General features: G+C 73.2%; 8 protein-coding genes. 2 read left to right on the top strand and 6 right to left on the bottom strand.

Annotated features, from left to right (window positions below; genetic code table 11):
* The first annotated feature begins 254 nt into the window (after positions 1–254).
* Entirely contained in the window at positions 255–692 is a 438-nt protein-coding gene (locus J2X36_RS02005) for a hypothetical protein (RefSeq protein WP_310345468.1), read from the top strand.
* Between the two features lie 19 nt (positions 693–711).
* Here the strand turns inward: J2X36_RS02005 and J2X36_RS02000 are convergent, their stop codons facing one another.
* The 6 genes from J2X36_RS02000 to J2X36_RS01975 form a co-directional block, all read right to left on the bottom strand.
* Positions 712–2,298 carry a TolC family protein gene (locus J2X36_RS02000; protein WP_310345465.1) on the bottom strand — a complete coding sequence of 529 codons (1,587 nt, stop codon included), beginning with the start codon at positions 2,296–2,298 and terminating at the stop codon, positions 712–714.
* 165 nt (positions 2,299–2,463) lie between these two features.
* On the bottom strand, positions 2,464–12,261 hold the full coding sequence (locus J2X36_RS01995) for an Ig-like domain-containing protein (protein ID WP_310345462.1): 9,798 nt from the start codon (positions 12,259–12,261) through the stop codon (positions 2,464–2,466).
* Positions 12,262–12,377: 116 nt separating this feature from the next.
* A complete protein-coding gene (locus J2X36_RS01990; protein ID WP_310345460.1) occupies positions 12,378–14,525 on the bottom strand; it encodes an HlyD family efflux transporter periplasmic adaptor subunit in 2,148 nt (715 codons plus the stop codon).
* Positions 14,522–15,922 carry an HlyD family efflux transporter periplasmic adaptor subunit gene (locus tag J2X36_RS01985; protein WP_310345458.1) on the bottom strand — a complete coding sequence of 467 codons (1,401 nt, stop codon included), beginning with the start codon at positions 15,920–15,922 and terminating at the stop codon, positions 14,522–14,524. Before J2X36_RS01985 ends, J2X36_RS01990 begins: the two co-directional genes overlap by 4 nt.
* Before the next feature lie 2 nt (positions 15,923–15,924).
* Complete coding sequence (locus J2X36_RS01980; protein WP_310345456.1) at positions 15,925–16,668, bottom strand: efflux RND transporter periplasmic adaptor subunit; 744 nt, start codon at positions 16,666–16,668, stop codon at positions 15,925–15,927.
* Between the two features lie 118 nt (positions 16,669–16,786).
* The gene (locus J2X36_RS01975) at positions 16,787–18,061 is read right to left on the bottom strand and encodes a GGDEF domain-containing protein (RefSeq protein ID WP_310345452.1); all 1,275 of its coding nucleotides are present in this window, start codon (positions 18,059–18,061) and stop codon (positions 16,787–16,789) included.
* A gap of 90 nt (positions 18,062–18,151) precedes the next feature.
* On the opposite strand from J2X36_RS01975, the gene J2X36_RS01970 reads away from it, so the two are divergent.
* Entirely contained in the window at positions 18,152–19,120 is a 969-nt protein-coding gene (locus J2X36_RS01970) for a hypothetical protein (protein ID WP_310345450.1), read from the top strand.
* Positions 19,121–19,144 lie beyond the last annotated feature (24 nt).

The raw sequence follows: 19,144 nt of genomic DNA, 5'->3' as shown, positions 1-19,144 counted from the left end.
TTGTCGTTTCCAATCCCGCAATGAAATTGCCACTTCTCAATCTGAGCCGCGCCCTTTCATATCGATCAATCTTGGCACTGTAAACAAATTCCAATCTGCTGCTTTTACTCGTTTAACTCAAAAATAGTGCTCGCCGGAAGCTTTCGGCATCAATTGGACACTTTATGCGATGCGGCGCGAGAAAATACTGAGTTCGCTGAGATGTCGATCGCGCTGATCACGGCGCACGGAACGCCGCAGGGGAGCCCGCTGCCATGACGATCCCTCTGCGAACGGGGCAGGCGATCCGGTTCGGAGCCGGGGAAGCCGGCCTCCGCGCGATCGGGACGGGTTGGTCCGCCCCCGAGCCCGGTCAGGTCTGGTCGGACGGGCCGGAAGCCTGGCTGCATCTCGGCCTCGGGCACGTTCCGAGCGGATCACGGCTCGTGATCCACGCCTCCCCCTATCTGGGGGACGGCAGCGACCATCAGCCGGTGCTGCTCTTCGGCAACGGGGCCTTCCTCCATTCGGGCCGCCTCGAGCGGGACGGAACCCTCGCCTGCGCGATCCCGACCTACCTGACGCCGGGCCTGATCGCGTTCGGCCAGCTCGACCTCGCCTTCGCGCTGCCCGGCTGCCGGATCGACCGCGGCGGCGCGGATTCGCGCAGGCTCGGCCTCGCGCTGCACGCGCTTCAGTTGCAGGCCGCCTGAACGGGGCCGCCTGCCCCGCTCAGCGACGCAATTCGAGCGGCGCGGGTGCCGGCGGCGGGGGCAGCGCCACGACCGGGCGCGGCAGCACCTCGCCGACGCCGAGCCAGCTTCCCTGCACGGCCCGCTTGAGGCCGGGCAGGTCGTTCCCGTCGATCGCCGCCAGCGGGAAAGTGTCGAGGCCGAGCGAGGCGTAGACGTTGGCGCGGGCGTTCTGCACGGCGGCGTGGGCGAGGTCGTACTTCACCTCGGCGACGAGCGTGTTCATCTCCTCGCGGATCAGGGTCTGCTCGCTGATCGAGTCGGCGGCGGCCGAGGCGCGCAACTGGCCGACGAGGCGGCGCTGCACCCGCCGGAACTCGGAGGCCGTTCCGTATTCCTTGAGCGCCAGCGCGTGCCGGATGCGGCTCACATGGACCTGCGTCATCACCGCCATGGTCACGGCGAGCGCCCGCTTGTCGAGGAGCTGGTCCTGCGCGCCGACGAGCGCCTTGCGCTCCGGATACTGGAACACCCGCATCAGGTTCCAGCTCGCCCGCGCGCCCCAGCCGACCCAGTTCGCGTTGTAGAGGAGCCGGTTCGTGTCGGCGTTGCCGCCGACGAAGACGTTGAAGCCGGGCAGGAGTTCGAGGAGCGCGGCCTCGGCCTCGCGGCCGTTGATGCGCTGGCGGTAGGCGACCTCGCGCAGCTCCGACCGGTTCTGGAGGGCGACGCGGATCAGCTCGTTCTCCGGCAGGCCGAGCTTCAGCCCCTCGTCCACCGCCTCCATCTCGGCGAGCTGGAACGGGAGGTCCGGCGGCAGGTTCATGAGCGCGGCGAGCTGGCTGCGGGCGACCTGCAGGTCCGCCTCGACGCGCTGCACCTCGCGCTTGATCTCGATCAGCTCGCGCTCGTAGGTCAGGGCCGTCACCGGCGAGGTCTGGCGCTCCGCGTAGAGCTTGCGGGCATTGCCGATCGCGGCCTGCGCCCGGCTCTCCAGCGCCCGCAGACGCGTCGCGAGCCGCTCGCTGGTGAGCGCCCGCCAATAGGCGGTGCGAACGTCCTCGATGATGCGGCTGACGACGCGCCGCCGCGTCTCCTCGGCGATCAGCACGCCGTCCGCGGCCTGCTGGGCGCGCACGTAGGAGAGGCCGAAATCGAGGATGTTCCAGCTCAGGGACAGGTCGCCGAAGGCGTATTGCTTGTCCTGGCTGTAGGAGGGCTCGAGGGACTGGCGGCCGGTGATCGCCGAGATGCTGGAACTCGCCGCGTAGGTGTCGCGCCCGGCATAGGCGCTGTTGGCGACGAAGCCCGGCAGCATCTGGTAATGGGCGAAGGTGAGCTCGCGCACCCGCACGGCGGTCTGCATGATCTCGACACGCTGATCGAGATTGTATTTCAGCGCCCGCGCGAAGGCTTCGTACAGGTCGATCCGCGGCCCCGGCAGGGGCTGTCCCTGCCCGACCCGTGCGAGCTTGTCGTCGGCATAGGCGCTGAGTTCGGCCGGGCCGAGCGGCTGCGGCTTCACGATGCAGCCGGACACGCCGAACCCGATACCGATTGCAGCCGCAACCATCGCCGCATGCGCGCGCGCGTGCGGCCGGCCGCGGTCGACCGCCTCGAAGGTCATCACTGGAAATCCCCCGCGTCGGCGCAGCGGCCACGGCACTGGCCTGCCTGCTGCAACCGACCCCGAATTGGTAAACTTTCAGGGTAAACGAAGGATGAAACGGTGCACTTCCGCACCCTTTCGCCGGCCCTCGGTACTCGCGCCGCGCGAGCTCGGGGGCTCCCCTCAGGGCGTTCCGGCCAGGGCCTGCTCGATGAGGTCGAGTTCGCGGCTCGCCCGCAGCTCCGCGGCACCGAGCTGATCGGTGAAGAGCGGCGCGCGCGCCTCCGTCTCGGGTTCCGTGGGCGGCGGGGCGGCCCGCGCCGCGGGAGCCGGCTTCCGGCCCGCGCGGATCTCGCCGGTCTCGGTGTCGAGATCGAGCGGCTGGCGGATCACGCGGCCGTCGGAGAGCGTGAATTCCACCGCCACCGAGACCCGGCCGCCACCGGCCGGAGGCCGGCCCCAGAAGCTGCCCCGGCCATCCGTCTCCAGCCAGGACGGAGCCGGCCCCCCATCCGCGCCGCGGAGCGTGACGGCGGCGATACCCGCCGCGTCGGGGGCGAGGTTGCGCAGGCTGAGGCCGAACGCGTCCGGGCGGCGGATGGCTTCCACGACCACGTCGCGCAGCACGCCCCCGGCGCCGGTCTCCTCGGCGAGCGTGAAGCCGAGCGAGCGCCCGATGAAGGGCCGGGCCGAGAACCACGGCGTCTCCAGGCCGATCTCCGGGACGAGCCCGTCGCTCCCGAGCCGCGCGAGCCGCTCGGTCTCCTGCTGGATGGCGGGGCGTACGGGCACGATATCGATGCCGTTGAGGGACCGCACGCCGTTGACCGCGGCCACAACCGCGCCCTCGGCGAGCACGACGTCCGAGACGCTCTCCAGCCTGCCGAACGCGGCGACCGTGGGCAGCACGATGCCGGTGGCCGTGAGCGCGGGCGGCGGGAGGAGGCTCGCGTCCCGCCCGGCTCCGGGCGGCGGGGCGAGGGGCGAGGGCGGCATGAGCGCCGCGGGCGGCATGGGCGGGCGCACCTCGATCGGGTTCGGGGTGACGGTCACCGCCACCGTCACGAGCGTCTCCCCGCCCTGCCCGTCGGAGACGAGGACCTTGAACTGGTCCGGTCCGTAATAGCCGTCGTAGGGCTCGTAGACGTAGCCGCCATCCGCCGCGAGGGCGAGGCTGCCGTTCGCCGGCGGCGCCGCGAGCCGGAAGGCGAGCCTGTCGCCGTCGCGGTCCGAGGCGACGATGCGGCCGCCGGCGCTGGTGTTGGCGGGCAGGGTCAGCGGGTCGGCGCTGGCCTCGGGCACGTCGTTCACGGGATCGACCGTGACCGGCACCGTGACGAGGGTGACCCCGCCGTTCGGGTCGGCGACCCGCAGGGTGAAGCTGTCGCTGCCGTGGAAGTCGCGGTTCGGCAGGTAGGTGTAGCTGCCGTCCGGCCGCAGGATCAGGCTGCCCGAGCGCGGCGCCTGCTCCACGGCAACGGTGAGCGGGTCGCCGTCCACGTCGCGCAGCGAGAGGCGCCCGTCCACCGGCGTGTCCTCCGGCGTGACGAGCGGCGGCGCCCCGGCCTCCGGCGGGTCGTTGACCGGGCGCACCGCGAGCGTGACGGTCGCGGTCGCCGCGGCGCCGTCCGCGTCGCGGAACGTGTAGGTGAAGCTGTCGGGACCGTTGTAATCGGCGTCCGGCACGTAGGTGAAGCGCCCGTCCGGGCGCAGGTCGAGGGTGCCGTGGGCCGGCCCCCGCAGGATCGCCACCGCGACCGGGTCGCCGTCCGGGTCGGCGTCGTTGCCGAGGACGGAGCCCGTGAGGGGCGCGTCCTCGTCGCCGGCGAAGGCGTCGTCGCCCGCGCTCGGCGCGATGTTGCGCGCCGCGAAGGTGAAGGTGCTGGAGGCGGCCGCGCCGGCCAGGTCCCGCGCCGTCACCGTGACCGTGTAGAGGCCGCCGGGGACGCGGGTGGAGGCGTCGGAGGCGAGACGCCCCGTGATCCGGCCCGTATCGGGGTCGATGGACAATCCCGGGGGCAGGCCGGTGGCCGAGTAGCTCAGCCGGTCCGGCACCGAGCCCGGCGCATGGTCGCGGGTATCCACGTCGCTGAAGGCGGGGGCGGTCGCGAGATCGATCACCTCCGCGTCGGCGCCGCCCCGGTCGGCGAGCGGCCCGGCGACGGGCGCGTCGTTGACCGGGCCCACCGTGACCGTGACGGCGCCGGTCGAGAAGCCGCCATTCCCGTCCGAGACGGTGTAGAGGATCGTGTCGGTCCCGTTGAAATCCGCGTCCGGCCGGTAGCGGATCGTGCCGTCCGGGTTGAGGCCGACGCTGCCATGCGCCGCCCGCAGCGAGCCCGGCACCACCGCGAGGGGGTCGCCGTCGGGATCGGTGTCCTGCCCCGGCGTGCCGGGAGCCGCGCCGGCCTTGACCACCTCGATGTCGACGGGCGTCTCTTCCGCGGTCGCGATCGTGTCGTTCACGGCCTCCGGGGGCGGATCGACCACCGTCCAGGCGAAGGCGCGGGTGACGGAGAGGCCGCCCGCGTCGCGCGCGGTGACCTCGACGACGTAGGTGCGGCTGCCGTCCGGCCCCGAGGCGGAGGCGTCGACCCGTCCGGTGACGCGGCCGGTCGCCGGGTCGATCGTGAGGCCGGGCGGCAGGCCGGTCGCCGTATAGGCGAGGGAATCCCCGTCCGGATCGGCGAAGGCGGCGCCGAGGTCGAGATCGACGCGGTCCGCGTCGGCGGCGACCCGCGCGGCGAGGCTGTCCGGTGCGGTCGGGCGCTGGTTCACCGGCCCGACGCTCACGGTCAGGAAGCCGGTTCCCTCGTCCCCTTGCGCGTCGCGGATCGTGTAGGTGATCGTGTCGGTGCCGCGGAAGCCCGGATCCGGCGTGTAGGTCAGGGTGCCGCTCGCGGGATCGACGCCGACGCTGCCATGCGCGGCGGTGGCGCGGCCGGGATCGGCCACGAGGGCGAAGGCATCCCCGTCCGGATCGCCGTCATTCGCGGTCACCGCGACGATGACGGGCCGGCCCTGGACGGTCGCCGCCGCGTCGGGTGCGGCCACGGGCGCGCCGTTGTCGACGTGCCAGGTGAAGCTGCGGCCGACGCTCGCCCCGTTCCGGTCGGTCGCGGTCACCGTCACCCTGTAATCGGGCGTGGCCGAGGCGTTCGCCGGCAGGGTGCCGCTGACCAGGCCGGTCGACGGGTCGATCGAGAGTCCCGGCGGCAGCCCGGCGGCCGAGAAGGTCAGGCCGCCCCCGCTCGTCCCCTGCGCGACGCGGGGATCGGTGTCCGGATCGCTGAAATTCGGGGCGATCGGATAGGTGATGGTCTGCCCGTCGCGGGAGACCGTGTCCGGCAGGCTGCCGGCCTCCGGCGCGTCGTTGACCGGCGTCACGGTCACGTCGACGGTGGCGGTCGAGAGCCCCCCGTTCCCGTCGGAGACCGTGTAGGTGATGCGGTCCTGGCCGTTGAAATGCGCGTCCGGCACGTAGACGAGGCGCCCGCCGACGACGTCCACGCGTCCGTGGAGCGCGCTCGGGGCGAGGCCGTCCGCCGCGACGAGGGTGAGCGGGTCGCCGTCGGGATCGGCATCGTTCGCGCGGACGTCGATGACGAGGGGCGTGTCCTCGGCGGTGCTCGCGGCATCCGCCGCCGCCGCGGGGGGCAGGTTCGCGATGCGCCACGTGAGGGTGCGGGTCTCGCTCGCCCCGGCCGGGTCCGTGGCGGTGAGCGTCACCGGGTAGCCGCGCAGGCCCGTCGGCCCGGACGCGTCGGAGGCCACCGTGCCGGACACGAGGCCCGTCGCCGGATCGAGCGCGAGGCCGGGCGGCAGGCCCGCGGCCGCGTAGGTCAGGCCCTCCCGGCCCGGGAAGAGCGCCGCGAGATCGAGCCGGAGCGGCTGCCCGTCGTTGCTGGCGAGGTCGAGGGGCGAGGGCGCCGGGAGCGCCGGGATCCGCCCGGCGACCGTGACGCTGACCTGCGCGGTGGCAAGGCCCCCCTCCCCGTCCGAGACCGTGTAGGTGAGCGTCGTGGTGCGGGTCGCGCCGGGGGCGAGGTCGGCGAAGTCGGCGCCCGGATCGAAGGCGTAGCGCCCGTCGGCCTCGACCGTGAAGATCCCGCCGGCCGAGCCCGCGACGCCCCGCCCGACATCGCCCGCCCGGCCGCCCACCGCGACGATGGCGAGCGGGTCCCCGTCCGGGTCCGCGTCGGGCCCGTTGCCGTTGTCGGCCAGGACCGACCCGGTGAGGCTGCGCCCCCCTTCCGCCAGGAACGTGTCGTTCCGGGCGATCGGTGCGGGGTTGAGCACCCGCCAGGTGAAGGTCGCGTCGGTGATGCCGCCCTGCCCGTCCGTGGCGCGCACCTGGACCGTGTAGAGCCCGCCCGCTCCCCCTTGCGAGGCGGAGCGGTCGATCCGGCCGCTCACGCGCCCGGTCGTCGGATCGGCGGAGAGACCCGGCGGCAGGCCCGTCACCGTGTAGGTGATCGGATCGCCCTCCGGATCATTGTAGGAGGCGCCGAGATCGACGCTCACCGCCGCCCCGTCGACGGAGCCGCGCGCGGTCAGAGGCCCGGTGCGGGGGGCGTCGTTGACCGCCGCGACGGCGATGGCCAGCGTGTCGGTGCGGCTCAAGGGCCCGCCCGCGCCCGTGTTGCCGAGATCGTCCGTGACGAGGGTGAGCGTGTCCGGCCCGTTGTAGTCGGCCCCCGGCCGGTAGCGCAGCCCGTCGAGCGCCGCGTTGATCTGCGCCAGCGTGCCCGTCAGCGTCACGCTGCCCGTCCCGTCCCCGCTCACCCCGGCGCCCGAGCCCGGCGCGAGCGTCAGCGTGCCGTGGGCGACGCCGAGCCGCGTCGTCAGGCTGGCCGTCCCCGCATCCACGTCCGAGACCCGGATGGCGTTCGCCCCCGACAGGACGAGGTCGGTATCCTCGTTCGTCGAGGCGCCGGCCGGCAGCGCGTGCTGGGGCGCGTCGTTGACCGCCGCGACGCCGACCGTGACGGTGGCGGTCTCGGTCGTGCCGCCGGACGTGACGGTGTAGGTGAACGTGTCGGTGCCGTTGAAGTCGGGATCCGGCGTGTAGGTGAGCCGCCCGTCCGGCTGGAAGCTGACGCGTCCGTGCGCGCCGTTCGTGACGCTCGAGACGAAGGCGCCGGGATCCTCGAAATTGTCGGCCGAGGCGCCGTTCGTGCCCGTCAGCGCGTTGAAGGTGACCGCGTTGTCCTCGCTCGTCGCCACCGTGTCGGCCACGATGTCGGCCACGGGTGCGATCGCGAGGTCGATCGTCCGGTTCACCTCGAAATTCTGGTTGATCCGGATGCCGTCGACGAAATTGCCGATGCTCGGCGATCCCCCGGCCGCGCTGACGGAGCGGAACTCGAAGCGCAGCTTGTTGCCGCTGGCGCCCTGCGACAGTTCCTCGTGGTAGGCGCCCCAGGCCGCGTTGCCGTCCGAGTAGTTTTTGTCGAGCAGCGCGATGTCGTCGCCTGTGCCGTAGACCCCGTCCGCTCCGAGATCGGTGACGACCACCCGCATCGTGTCGACGCCCTGGCGTCCGCGGTGAGCGAAGTCGAGGGAGATCCGCGACCCCTGGGCGGCATCGAAGGTCTGGAAGAGGGCGGCGACCTCGTTGGCGTTGATCTCGGCGAACTGGTTGCCTTCGTAGGCCTGCACCCCGTTGAAGCCGGAGTTCCAGATCTCGATCTGACGGTCCGTGGCATCCGTCTTCCAGCCCGGCACCGCGCTGTCGGGCTGGAGCGTGTTCGTGCCCGCAGCGATGGCCGGTTGCTCGAAGCCGCCATTGGTGAAATTGTCGGCCGCGCGGAGGGGGTCGCGCGTGACGAGGCTGATCCGGGCGGGTCCGTTGTAATCGTCATCCGGGTCGAAGCGCAGCCCGTCGAGGGCCGCATTGATGTCGGCGATGCTGCCCGTGAGCGTCATCGTCCGGTCGCCGGTGCCGTCGCCGGAGGAGAAGGTCAGGCCCGCGATCGCCGCGAGGGTGAGCCGGCCGTGATCGCTGCCGAGGGTGACCGTGAGGCTGCCGCCGTCCGGGTCCGACACGGTGACGGCGTTGCCGTTGGCCACAGAAAACACGCGTGCCGTGTCCTCGCTCGCGGCCTGCGTGCCCGCCGGCACCGAGACCACGGGCGAATCCGCGACCGCGACGACCGTCAGCGCCAGCGTGTCGGTGCGGCTCAAGGGCCCGCCCGCACCCGTATTGCCGAGATCGTCCGTGACGAGGGTGAGCGTGTCCGGCCCGTTGTAGTCGGCCCCCGGCCGGTAGCGCAGCCCGTCGAGCGCCGCGTTGATCTGCGCCAGCGTGCCCGTCAGCGTCACGCTGCCCGTCCCGTCCCCGCTCACCCCGGCGCCCGAGCCCGGCGCGAGCGTCAGCGTGCCGTGGGCGACGCCGAGCCGCGTCGTCAGGCTGCCCGTCCCCGCATCCACGTCCGAGACCCGGATGGCGTTCGCCCCCGACAGGACGAGGTCGGTATCCTCGTTCGTCGAGGCGCCGGCCGGCAGCGCGTGCTGGGGCGCGTCGTTGACCGCCGCGACGCCGACCGTGACGGTGGCGGTCTCGGTCGTGCCGCCGGACGTGACGGTGTAGGTGAACGTGTCGGTGCCGTTGAAGTCGGGATCCGGCGTGTAGGTGAGCCGCCCGTCCGGCTGGAAGCTGACGCGTCCGTGCGCGCCGTTCGTGACGCTCGAGACGAAGGCGCCGGGATCCTCGAAATTGTCGGCCGAGGCGCCGTTCGTGCCCGTCAGCGCGTTGAAGGTGACCGCGTTGTCCTCGTTCGTCGCCACCGTGTCGGCCACGATGTCGGCCACGGGCGCGATCGCGAGGTCGATCGTGCGCTGGGTGATGAAATTCTGGTTGATCCGGATGCCGTCGACGAAATTGCCGTAGGTCGGATCGTTGCCTTCCGCGCTGACGGAGCGGAACTCGAAGCGCAGCTTGTTGCCGCTGGCGCCCTGCGACAATTCCTCGTGGTAGGCGCCCCAGGCCGCGTTGCCATCGAGGTAGTTCTTGTCGAGCAGCGCGATGTCGTCGCCTGTGCCGTAGACCCCGTCCGCTCCGAGATCGGTGACGACCACCCGCATCGTGTCGACGCCCTGGCGTCCGCGATGGGCGAAGTCGAGGGAGATGATGGAGCCCGGCGAGGCGTCGAAATCCTGGTAGAGGGCGGCGACCTCCGTCGCGTTGATCTCGGCGAACTGGTTGCCCTCGTAGGCCGGCACGCCGTTCCAGCCCGTGCCCCAGATCTCGATCTTGTGGTCGCTGGCCGTGGTCTTCCAGCCCGGCACGGAACTGTCGTCCACGAGCGTGTAGCTGTTCGGCGGCTCGCCCGGCTGCTCGAAGCTGCCATTGGTGAAATTGTCCGCCGCGCGGGGCAAGTCCTGGACCGACAGGGCGATCTGCGCAGGCCCGTTATAGTCGTCATCCGGGTCGAAGCGCAGCCCGTCGAGGGCCGCATTGATGTCGGAGGCGAGGCCGGAGAAGGTCATCCTGGCGTCGTCCGCGCCGTCGCCGACCGTGATGGTCAGGCCGGTGGTCCGCGCGAGGGTGAGGACGCCGTGGTTGGCGGAGATCGTGACGGTGAGGGCACCGCCGTCCCGGTCGGCGACCGTGATCGCGTTGCCGTTCGCCGGGGAGAACACGAGGGGCGTGTCCTCGCGTGCCGGCTCCGTGCCGGTTCGCGCTCCGATCGTCGGCGCCTCCGCATTGGCCTGGACGGTGATGAGGGCTTGGCTGGTCGTGGTCTTCGGCCCCCCCGGACCGGTATTGCCGAGGTCGTCCGTCGCGACGGTGACCGCGGTCGAGCCGGCGAAATGCGTGTTCGGCCGGTAGGCGGCCCCGTCGAGGGCGGCGTTGATGTCGCTGATCGAGCCCGTGAGGGTGACGGTGCCCGTGCCGTCGCCCGTCACGCCGAGCCCCGTCGTGCGGGCGAGCGTGACGATGCCGTTGCCGGCCGTGATCGTGACCTTGATGCTCGACGCGCCCGCATCCGCGTCGGCGACGCTGATCGCGTTGCCGTTGGCGCTCGAGAAGACGAGGCTCGTGTATTCCTGCATCGTCTGCGGCGGCGGCACCGTGTTCACGGGCGCGTCGTCGACGGGCACCACGGAGATCGTGGTGCGTGAACTCGTGCCCTGCGTGGTTCCGTTGCTCACGCGCACGTCGATCTGGCGGTCGGTCGTGTCGGGCAGATCGTCCGAATTCGCGAAGGTCACCGCCTTCAGGGCGTTCTGGTAGTCCGAGAGGCTGCCGTTGCCCGAGAGCGTCACCTTGATCACGCCCGCGACGCTGCGGTCGATCCCGGCGGTGAGGGTGCCCGGCAGCGCGCCGACGATCAGGTCGTCGCCGGCCTTGGCGTTGCGCAGGATGATCTCCGCCCCGTCGACGGCCGGCGTGTTCGCGATCAGGACGTCGGTGTCCGTGACGCCGACGGCCGGTCCGTTCTCCGTGAATTGCGTCGCGTAGGTGAGGCCCGACCCGGCCGAATCGTCGGCGTCGAGATCCACCTTCGGGATGGTGACCGTCACCGGCGTGTTGAAGGCGATGTCCCGGTCGCCGTCGTGGATGAAGGCGGCGCCCCCGGTCTGCGTGTTCGCCGCGAGGTCGTAGGTCATCGTCCAAGACGAGACGTTCGTCCAATTGTAGCCGATGATCGAGACCGGATCGGGGGGCGTGACGTTCTCGTTCTGCGTGCCCGAGGCACGCACGAGGTCGTTGCGCGAGTCGAGCGTGAGGTGGGTCGCTTGGTCGACCGTGTAGGAGGTCAGGCCCGTCTGGGCGGCCGTGACCGATTCGCGGGTGTTCGGGTTGCCGTTGATGCCGTCGATGTCGCCGATCCGGAAATCGATGTCGGCGGCGATCGGCTGCCCGTTATCGGCGCGCACGAGATCCCAGCGCAGGACGACGTGCGCCGCGTTGCTCGGCGTACCGTTCGTGGTCGAGGTCGAGCGCAGCAGCACCGCCGTATCGTCGTTGCTGGTGCCGAACGAGACCGTGTCGTCGCCCTCGCCGATCGAGACCACGGTGGCCCGGAGGCTGACCGCCACGCCTCCGACCGTGCCGGCATTCGCCCAGGTCGCCGTCGCGCCGACGAGGTTCGCGTCGACGTCGAAATAGTCGACCGACCCGTTGTTGGTGGCGCGGGTCGTCTTGGCGGTGATCAGGGCCCCGCTTCCATCGAGCACGGTCGGCTCGCCGGTGATGCTGATCTGGGCCGGCGCGAGCAGATGGTGCCAGGTCTCCCGGGCCGGGGCGTCGAGGGCGGGGCCGGCCTCGATCGCGCCGGTGCGGGTCTCGAGGTCCCAGTCGCCGCCGAGCGTCGCGTCGCCCGTCGCGTCGTCCGAGGCGGCCACGTCGGCCCCGGTCGCCCGGGCGAGGAGGCGCACCGCCTCCGCCCCCTTCGCGCCCGCGCCGAAATCGCAGCCGTAGATCAGGAGGTCGCCGTCCGGCCCGAGGGCTCGCCCGATCGCGACGAGATCCTCGGCGTAGCGGCCCGCGATGGTGTCGGCGGTGAGGGTGCCGGTGCCGAGGCGCAGGTCGCCCGCGGCCCCGTGCGAGAGGATGTGGACCGCATCGACGTCGCTGCGCCCCCGCAGCGCCTCGGCGAGCTGGTCGAACCCGTCGCGGGCGGAATCGATCAGCAGCACCTCGGCCTTCTCGGGCACGCCCCGCAGGAGCGTCTGGAGGTCGGGCACGTTGCGGTCGATCACGACGATCTCGCGCCGCTCAGCCGCCGCGGCGGAGGCGTCCGCGGCCGGGCTCGGGGCGTGGTCCGGCGCGGGGCTCTCGGCCGGGTGCGCCGCTTCGGCGGCCGGATGGTCGGGCGCGGGCGCTTCGGCGGCCTGGGCGGCGGCGGCGGCGGCCGGTGCGGCCGCCGCATCGAACACGTAGCGCGGCTCCAGCGCCCGAATCGCGGTGGCGGGCCGGGCCGCGGCGGCGCGCGAGCGGGCACGCGGGCGGTTGCGGAAGCGCTCGAACATGGCGGAAGCCGTCTCCGTCCCCGGACGAAAGCGAGGGTCCGGGGGCCGTACGAGTGTGTACGAACAGGGTTAAGGATCCCTCGCCGCTCGCGTCCCGGATGCGGCGAGGGACCCGCTCAGAATCCGCTCTCGCGCACCAGCACGGCCACGATCCGGCGGACGGCCCGGCCGGCGAGGCTCTCGGGCGTCCCCGCGACGGTGACGACGCCGCGCACTACGGCGGGGCTCTCGGAAAGGCGCAGGCCCTCCGAGGGCGGTTCGAGGATCGCGGTGTACTGCGCCTCCACCGGCACGGGGCCGACGCCCTTCTCCTCCCGCACGGAGACGGGGCCGCCGAGATGCGAGGCGAGATAGGGGATCTCGACGGTCGCCGAGGCCGCCCGGGAGACCGAGGCCAGGGTCACGGGAAGCGAGGGCGCGGTGAGGTCGTCGGGCACGAAGGTGCCGGCGGCACCGGCCCGGAGCCGGCGCAGCCCATCCTCGCCGACGAGGCCGCGCACCTGGCGGGGACCGTTCGAGGCGAGCGTGCCGAGCTCGGCGCCGCGGCCGACCCAGCGGCCGGGCTGGAGATCGGGCTCCAGCTCCGCGATCGTCCCGTCGAAGGCGGCCCGGATCACGAGTTCCCCGCGCCGCCGCTCCAGGCCGGCGAGGGTCTCGCGCTGGGACGCGAATTCCCGGTCGAGGACGAGGCTCGCGCTGCGGTCGAGGGCGTCCGCGGCCCGGCGGTCGCGCCGGAACTCGATCAGGGCGAGCTTGGTGCGCGCCACCGCGATCTCGTGGTCGAGCCTCGGCGAGGCGAGGCGCAGCAGCACCTGCCCCGCCGCGACGGAGGCGCCCGCCCCCACCTCCACGGCCTCGATCCGGCCCGGCGCCGCCGCGGTGAGACGGGCGCTGCGCCCCGGCTCGGCGATGGCGGGGATCTCGACCCGGCCGTAGACCGGGATCACCAGGAGGACGAGGAGCAGCGCGAGGGCGCCGCCCGTGACGCGCAGGCGCCCGGCCGGGTCGATCCGCGTCCGGTTGCGCCACCAGAACGCCGCTTCCCGCCCGATCGGCGCCACTACGAACCAGCCGATCTCGACGGCGAAGAGCAGCAGGCCGAGCAGCTTGAAGGTCATGGCGTAGACCATGACGGCGATGCCGGTGAACAGGACGAGCCGGTAGAGCCAGACCGCGAAGCCGTAGGCGAGGACGGCGCGGCGGCGCCCTGCGCTCCACGCCTCGGGACAGGGGTCGCCGAGGTCGAACAGCCACTCGCGCAGGCGCCAGCGGGCGAGGGCGAAGGCGCGAGGCTGCAGGTTCGAGATGCCGAGGGCGTCGCAGGCGAGATAGTAGCCGTCGAAGCGCATCAGCGGGTTGAGGTTGACCGCGAGGCTCATCGCCCAGCCGGCCGTGGCGAGGAAGAAGGCGATGCTCCGCAGCGAGCCCTCCGGCAGGAAGGACCATGCGAGCGTCGCGAGCAGCGCCACGCCGAGCTCGACCAGGATGCCGGCGGCGTCGATCAGCGTGCGCTGGCGCCGGTCGCGCAGGCGCCACGCATCCGTGGTGTCCGTGTAGAGGACCGGCACCAGCACCATGAAGGCGACGCCCATGGTGGAGACGCGGCAGCCGCGATGCACGGCCGCGTAGGCGTGGCCGAGCTCGTGCAGGACCTTCACGAAGGCGAGCGCCGCGAGGTAGCCGCCGAGGCCCTCGACGCTGAGGAAGTGCAGGAAGGTCGAGGTGAAGGCGTCCCATTGCCGGGAGGCGAGCATCAGGCCGAGGAGCCCCGCGAGCCCGATCGCGGCGAGGCTGCGCCGTGAGGCGAGCCTGCGGGCATGGGGCAGCGTGCGGACGAGGAAGGCCTGCGGCCGCACCAGGGGGATGCGGATGAAGAGGTAGTTGTGCAGGAGCCAGGAGGCCCAGCCGGTGCGGCCGGCCGCGAGCTGCGCCGCCTGCGCGGCCCAGCCGCCGGGATGGGCCGCGAGCCCGTTCTGCTCCGCGAAGGCGCGGAAGGCCGCGACCTCGGCTTCGGCCACCGTGCGGCCGAGCGCCCGCCCCGCCCGCTCGGCGAGTTCCGCCGGGGTCAGGCCGGCGCGCCACGCCTGGAGCAGGGCGAGGCCCGTGGCGTCGATCTCGAAGTAGCGGTGGGCCGGCGGGTCGTAGACGAGCCAGGTCGGCGCGCCGTCGCCGGTGGGGGCGCCGGGATGGAAGCGCAGATCCTCCCGCAGCGCCGTCAGCGGCGCGGCGGCGGGTCCCGCGGCCGGGAGCGCCGGCCCGCTCACAGGCCGGCCTTCTGGCGCAGATAGGTCAGCGGCTTGCGCAGGAGATAGAAGGCGAGCGGCACCCGCTCTCCGAAGAGCTGGGCCGTGCCGTGCGCCCCGAGCCGCGGCGGCTCGCCGGGCGCCAGCGCGGCGGTGATCCGGTAGGCGAGCACCCCGGCATCGGTCAGCCGGGCGATCGGCGTCGCCTGCACCATCCTCGCGTCGAGGGCGGCGAGCGGATCGGAATCGAGGAAGAGGCGGACGCGGGCGCCCTCGGGCAGGGCCACCGCGTCGGCGACGGGCAGGTCGATGCGCACCTCCACCGTCCGCGGGTCGGCGATCTCGAGGATGCGGGCCCCGGCGGCGACCGGCTTGCCGAACCAGTCCTTGCGGTCGGCATAGACCACGACGCCGGCCCGCTCGGCGCGGATCTGCGTCTTGGCGTAGGTGTCGCGGGCGAAGTCGCGCTCGGCGCTCTTGAGGGCGAGCTCGGCCCGCGCCTGCCCCATCTCGCGGCGCGCCTTGTCGTCGAGATAGGCGCCCTGCGTCACCTGCCGCAGCCGCGCCTCGGCCACCTGCACGTCGCGCTCGGCGATGGCCAGCGCGTTGCGCTGCGCGGTGTCGACGTAGCGGGCGACGAGGTCGCCCTCCTGCACCGCGGTGTTCGGGGCGACGGCGACCTCCTCGATGATGCCGTCGATCGGGGCGGCGAGGACGAAGGGCCGCTCGGCGGTGATGCTGGCCGGCGCCAGCACCGTCATCGGCACGGGGAGGGCGAGCGCGCCGAGGGCGCAGGCCCCGCCGATCAGGAACGCCTTCCGCGAGCGCGGCGCGAGGCGCCGGCGGGTGGGGGCCTGGAGCGCCAGGAGGGCGTGGGCGCCGGTCTCCGCGAGGCGCGAGGCGAGCGCCGTGTCGGCCTCGTCCCAGGGGCGCTCGCGGGCGAGAAGCAGGCCGCCGACCAGGGTCTCCGCGCGGTCCCGCAGCGGAATCCAGAGGGCGTGCGGGAACGGGTAGGTGCGCGCCTCCTCGCCCGTCTCCGCCGCGAGATCGACCGGCCGCGCCGCCTCGCCCGCCGCCGCCGCGACCGACGCGACCCAGCGGACGAGCGGCGCGTCGCGCTCGAAGGCGCCGAGCCCCGAGACCCGCTCGACGGAGAGGGCCTTGCCCGTGCGCCCGAGCAGGAAGACCTGCCGGGCGCGGGTCAGCTTGCCCGTCTCGTTGACGAGGGCGAGCCCCAGCGCGTCCCGGGTCGCGGCCCGGCGGAACTCCGCCTCGACCCGCAGGAGCTGGCGCAGGCCGGAGGCCGGGTCGGCCGGTTGGGGGGCCGGCTGAGGGGCCGCCTGGGGGGCCGCCCGGGGAGCCGCGGGCTGCGCCTCGGCGCGCGCGGGCCGCGGCGCGATCCTCGCCTCGATCGGCATGGTCAATGGGCCGGGCGGTCGAAGCGCGCGTCGAGGCTCATGCCCGGCAGCACGGCCGCGATGTCGCCCGGCGCGAAATGCGCGGTGATCTTGATGGTCTGCGAGACCGGGTCCACCGCGGCCGCGGTGCGGGCGACGCGGGCCGCGTAGCTGAGGCCCGTCTCGTCGACGCGCACCGAGAGCGGCGTGCCGGCCCGCAGCCAGACGAGCCAGGCGGAGGGGACGATGAGGTCGATCTCGAGCGCGGCGGCATCGACGATGCGCATCAGGGCTTGGCCCGGCGTCGACATCTCGTGCTCGTGGATGCGCAGGTCCGCGACGCGGCCCCCGAAGGGCGCGAGGATGCGGCAGTCGCGCACGCGGACCTGAAGCGCCTCGGCGGCGGCCCGCGCCTTCTCCCACTTCGCCTTGGCGGCCTGCACCTCCATGCGGCCGATGGCTTGGCGCCGGTCGAGCTGCTGGGCGTTGTCGAAGGCGATGCGGTTGACCTGATCCTCGGCCTGGGCCGAGCGCAACTCGGCCGTGGCCTTGTCGCAGTCGAAGGCGACGAGGGTGTCGCCGGCCTTGAAGGCATCGCCCTCGCGGAAGGGGAGCTGGACGACGCGGCTGTTGAGGTCGGTCGCCACGCTGGCGTCCCGCAGCGCCCGCACCACGCCGCGCACGGACGCGTCGCCCTCCGCGGCCGCCGGCAGGGCGGCGAGGAGCAGAACCGGCAGCAGGACCGGACGAAGGAACCCCCGACGCACGCGCGAAACCTCTCGTTCACCCCGACCCGACATCGCGCCATCAGAGCGCGGACGTGGTTAAGGTTCGGTTCGCCGGATCGATTGTGCGCAGGCTCAGCCCGGCACGGTTCCGGGCGCCTCAGGCCGCGTCGCGACCGCGCGCGGCGGGCGCAGCGGGCACATCGCTCACAGCCGGCGCGTCGGGCAGGGGCGCCTCGGCCGGGCTCGCCGCCGCGGGCGCGCCCGATCCGAGCGCCAGGATCACCTCGATGCGGCGCTTGCCGGCCGCCTTGGCCCGGTACAGCGCCTCGTCGGCGAGGCGGAGCAGGTCGGCCTGGCCGGCCGCCGGACCCGGCGCGACGGCGGCGCCGACCGTGATCCCGACCTCGACCGCGCTCCCGTCCGCCAGCGCGATCGGCCGCCCGACCGCCTCGATGACCCGCTGCCCGAGGGCGTGCACCTCGCCGAGGTCGAGCCCCGTCGCGACGGCCGCGAACTCGTCCCCGCCGAGCCGGAAGACCCTGGCCTTCGTCCCGAAGGCGCTCCCGAGCCGGCCCGCGACCGCGACGAGGACCGCGTCGCCGGCCGGGTGCCCGTAGGTGTCGTTGATGGGCTTGAACCCGTCGAGGTCGAGGCAGAACAGGCAGGCGCCGTCCGGGCCGCCCGGCCGGATGTCGGCCTGCCGGTGGCGCTCGAAGGCCCGGCGGTTGCCGAGCCCCGTGAGATCGTCGCAGAGCGCCTTGCGCTCGTTCTCCAGAGTGGCCCGGAAGGCGCCGCCGGCGAGCACGGCGACCTGCTCGGTCACGCCGCGCACCGCCAGGACCGCGAAGGGCAGCTGGATCAGGAACAGCAGCAGGAGCGGCGCGTCGACGAAGCCGCCGCTGATCACGGTCGGCAGGATGAGCACCGTGCATTGCGCCATCGCGAGGTTCGGCACGCTGAAGTTGCGGACACAGAGAGGGCCCATCACCGCCACGGCCGAGATCGAGGCGAGGAGGATGCTCGGCCAGTCCCCGCTCAGGACGGCGCAGAGCGAGACGCAGCCCTGCAGCGTCGGCCACAGGAGGTTGAGGGCGACGTAGAGGTCCGTGGCGGTCGCGCGGCCCGAGGCCGCATTGCGGTGGCAGCGGGCGCGGACCGCGAGGCGGGCCGCCAGGAGGCCGAGATCCGCCGCCGCGACGGCGGCGACGAGGGGGCTGCCGAGCCACAGGGCGAGCGCCGCCGCCACGAGGACCGAATTGAGCCCGCCGAGGAAGAGGGCCTTGGCGTTCGCGAAATAGTTCGCCAGGAGGATGGGGTGGATCGCGGGAGACAGGGACCGATGCGGGCGCATCAGCCAGCGCACGAACCTCGTCCGGGGCTCGGAGAAGCGCGGCGTCTCGGGGGCGGGGGCTCGGTCGCTCCGCTTCGTCATCGCTCTGAGCCCCTGTCCGGATCCGGCCTCGCGGATAGGCTTAAAGGCTTAGCCCACCGGCATTGCGAGGCCCTTAATCCGATCTTCGGATTGCGCGCCCATCGCCTCGTTCCGCTCGCGCTGGCCCTCGCGCTGGCGCAACCGGTGCGGGCCGCGGACGGGCCGGGCGTGCGCTGGCCCTCGCCCGAGGGGCGCGTCGCGGTCTCGCGGCCCTTCGCCGGCTCGCAGATCGTCGTGGGCGCCTCGGCCCGCACGGCCGGCGCCATCGACAGCCTGACCTGGAACGGGCGGGAGTTCCTGAACCGCTTCGATCACGGCCGCGAATTGCAGTCGGCCGCCGCCTTCGACGGGTTCGGGGAGTGCCTGAACCCGACGGAGGCCGGCTCGCGCGGCGACGGGAGCGGCCCGGGCAGCAGCAGCCTGCTCGTCAGCCTGCGGGCGGAGGGCGGGCGCCTGCGCACCCGCACGCGGATGGCGTGGTGGGTCGGCCCCGGAGAGACCTCGCGGGAATGCCCGAAGGGTCCGGGCGGCTACGCCTCGCCCACCTCGGACACGGTCCTCGACAAGGACGTGGAGATCGGCGCGCAGGGGATCCCCAACGCCATCGCCTACCGGGCGACCTTCGCGGTGGCGCGCCCCTTCGAGGCGGCGAATTTCGAGGTGCTGACGGGCTACATGCCGCCGGACTTCTCGCGGTTCTGGAGCTACGACCCGGCGAGCGGCCGGCGGGCCCCTCTCTCGGACGGGCCGGGCGAGCAGCCGCTGCCGGTCATCCTCGCGACGGAGGACGGCGCCTACGCGATGGGCGTCTACAGCCCCGGCCTGCCCCAGCCCGCGCATCCGGATGCGGGCTACGGCCGCTTCCGCTTCCCGGCGCCGCGCGGGCCCGAGGGCAACGCCACGGTGAAATGGAACTGCGTCTACCGGCACGGGCCCGGCCGGCCGGGCGCCTACGCCTACACCTGCTACACCCTGGTCGGCACCCTGGAGGCGGTCGAGGCGGGGCTCTCCGGGCTCCACGCCGCCCTGGCCCGGGCGCGGACACGGGGGCCGCGTTGAGCTATGCTGCGCGCGAGCCGCATC

It is taken from the genome of Methylobacterium sp. BE186 (genome assembly GCF_031457035.1).
Taxonomy (GTDB): Bacteria; Pseudomonadota; Alphaproteobacteria; order Rhizobiales; family Beijerinckiaceae; genus Methylobacterium; species Methylobacterium segetis.
The sequence above is the reverse complement of the archived record's forward strand: the minus strand, read 5'-3'. Positions and strand labels throughout refer to the sequence as shown.

Coding starts and splice junctions, on each gene's coding strand:
- J2X36_RS01975 (WP_310345452.1), bottom strand. CDS start 18,061: ATGACGAAGCGGAGCGACCGAGCCCCCGCCCCCGAGACGCCGCGCTTC.
- J2X36_RS01985 (WP_310345458.1), bottom strand. CDS start 15,922: ATGCCGATCGAGGCGAGGATCGCGCCGCGGCCCGCGCGCGCCGAGGCG.
- J2X36_RS02005 (WP_310345468.1), top strand. CDS start 255: ATGACGATCCCTCTGCGAACGGGGCAGGCGATCCGGTTCGGAGCCGGG.
- J2X36_RS01995 (WP_310345462.1), bottom strand. CDS start 12,261: ATGTTCGAGCGCTTCCGCAACCGCCCGCGTGCCCGCTCGCGCGCCGCC.
- J2X36_RS02000 (WP_310345465.1), bottom strand. CDS start 2,298: ATGACCTTCGAGGCGGTCGACCGCGGCCGGCCGCACGCGCGCGCGCAT.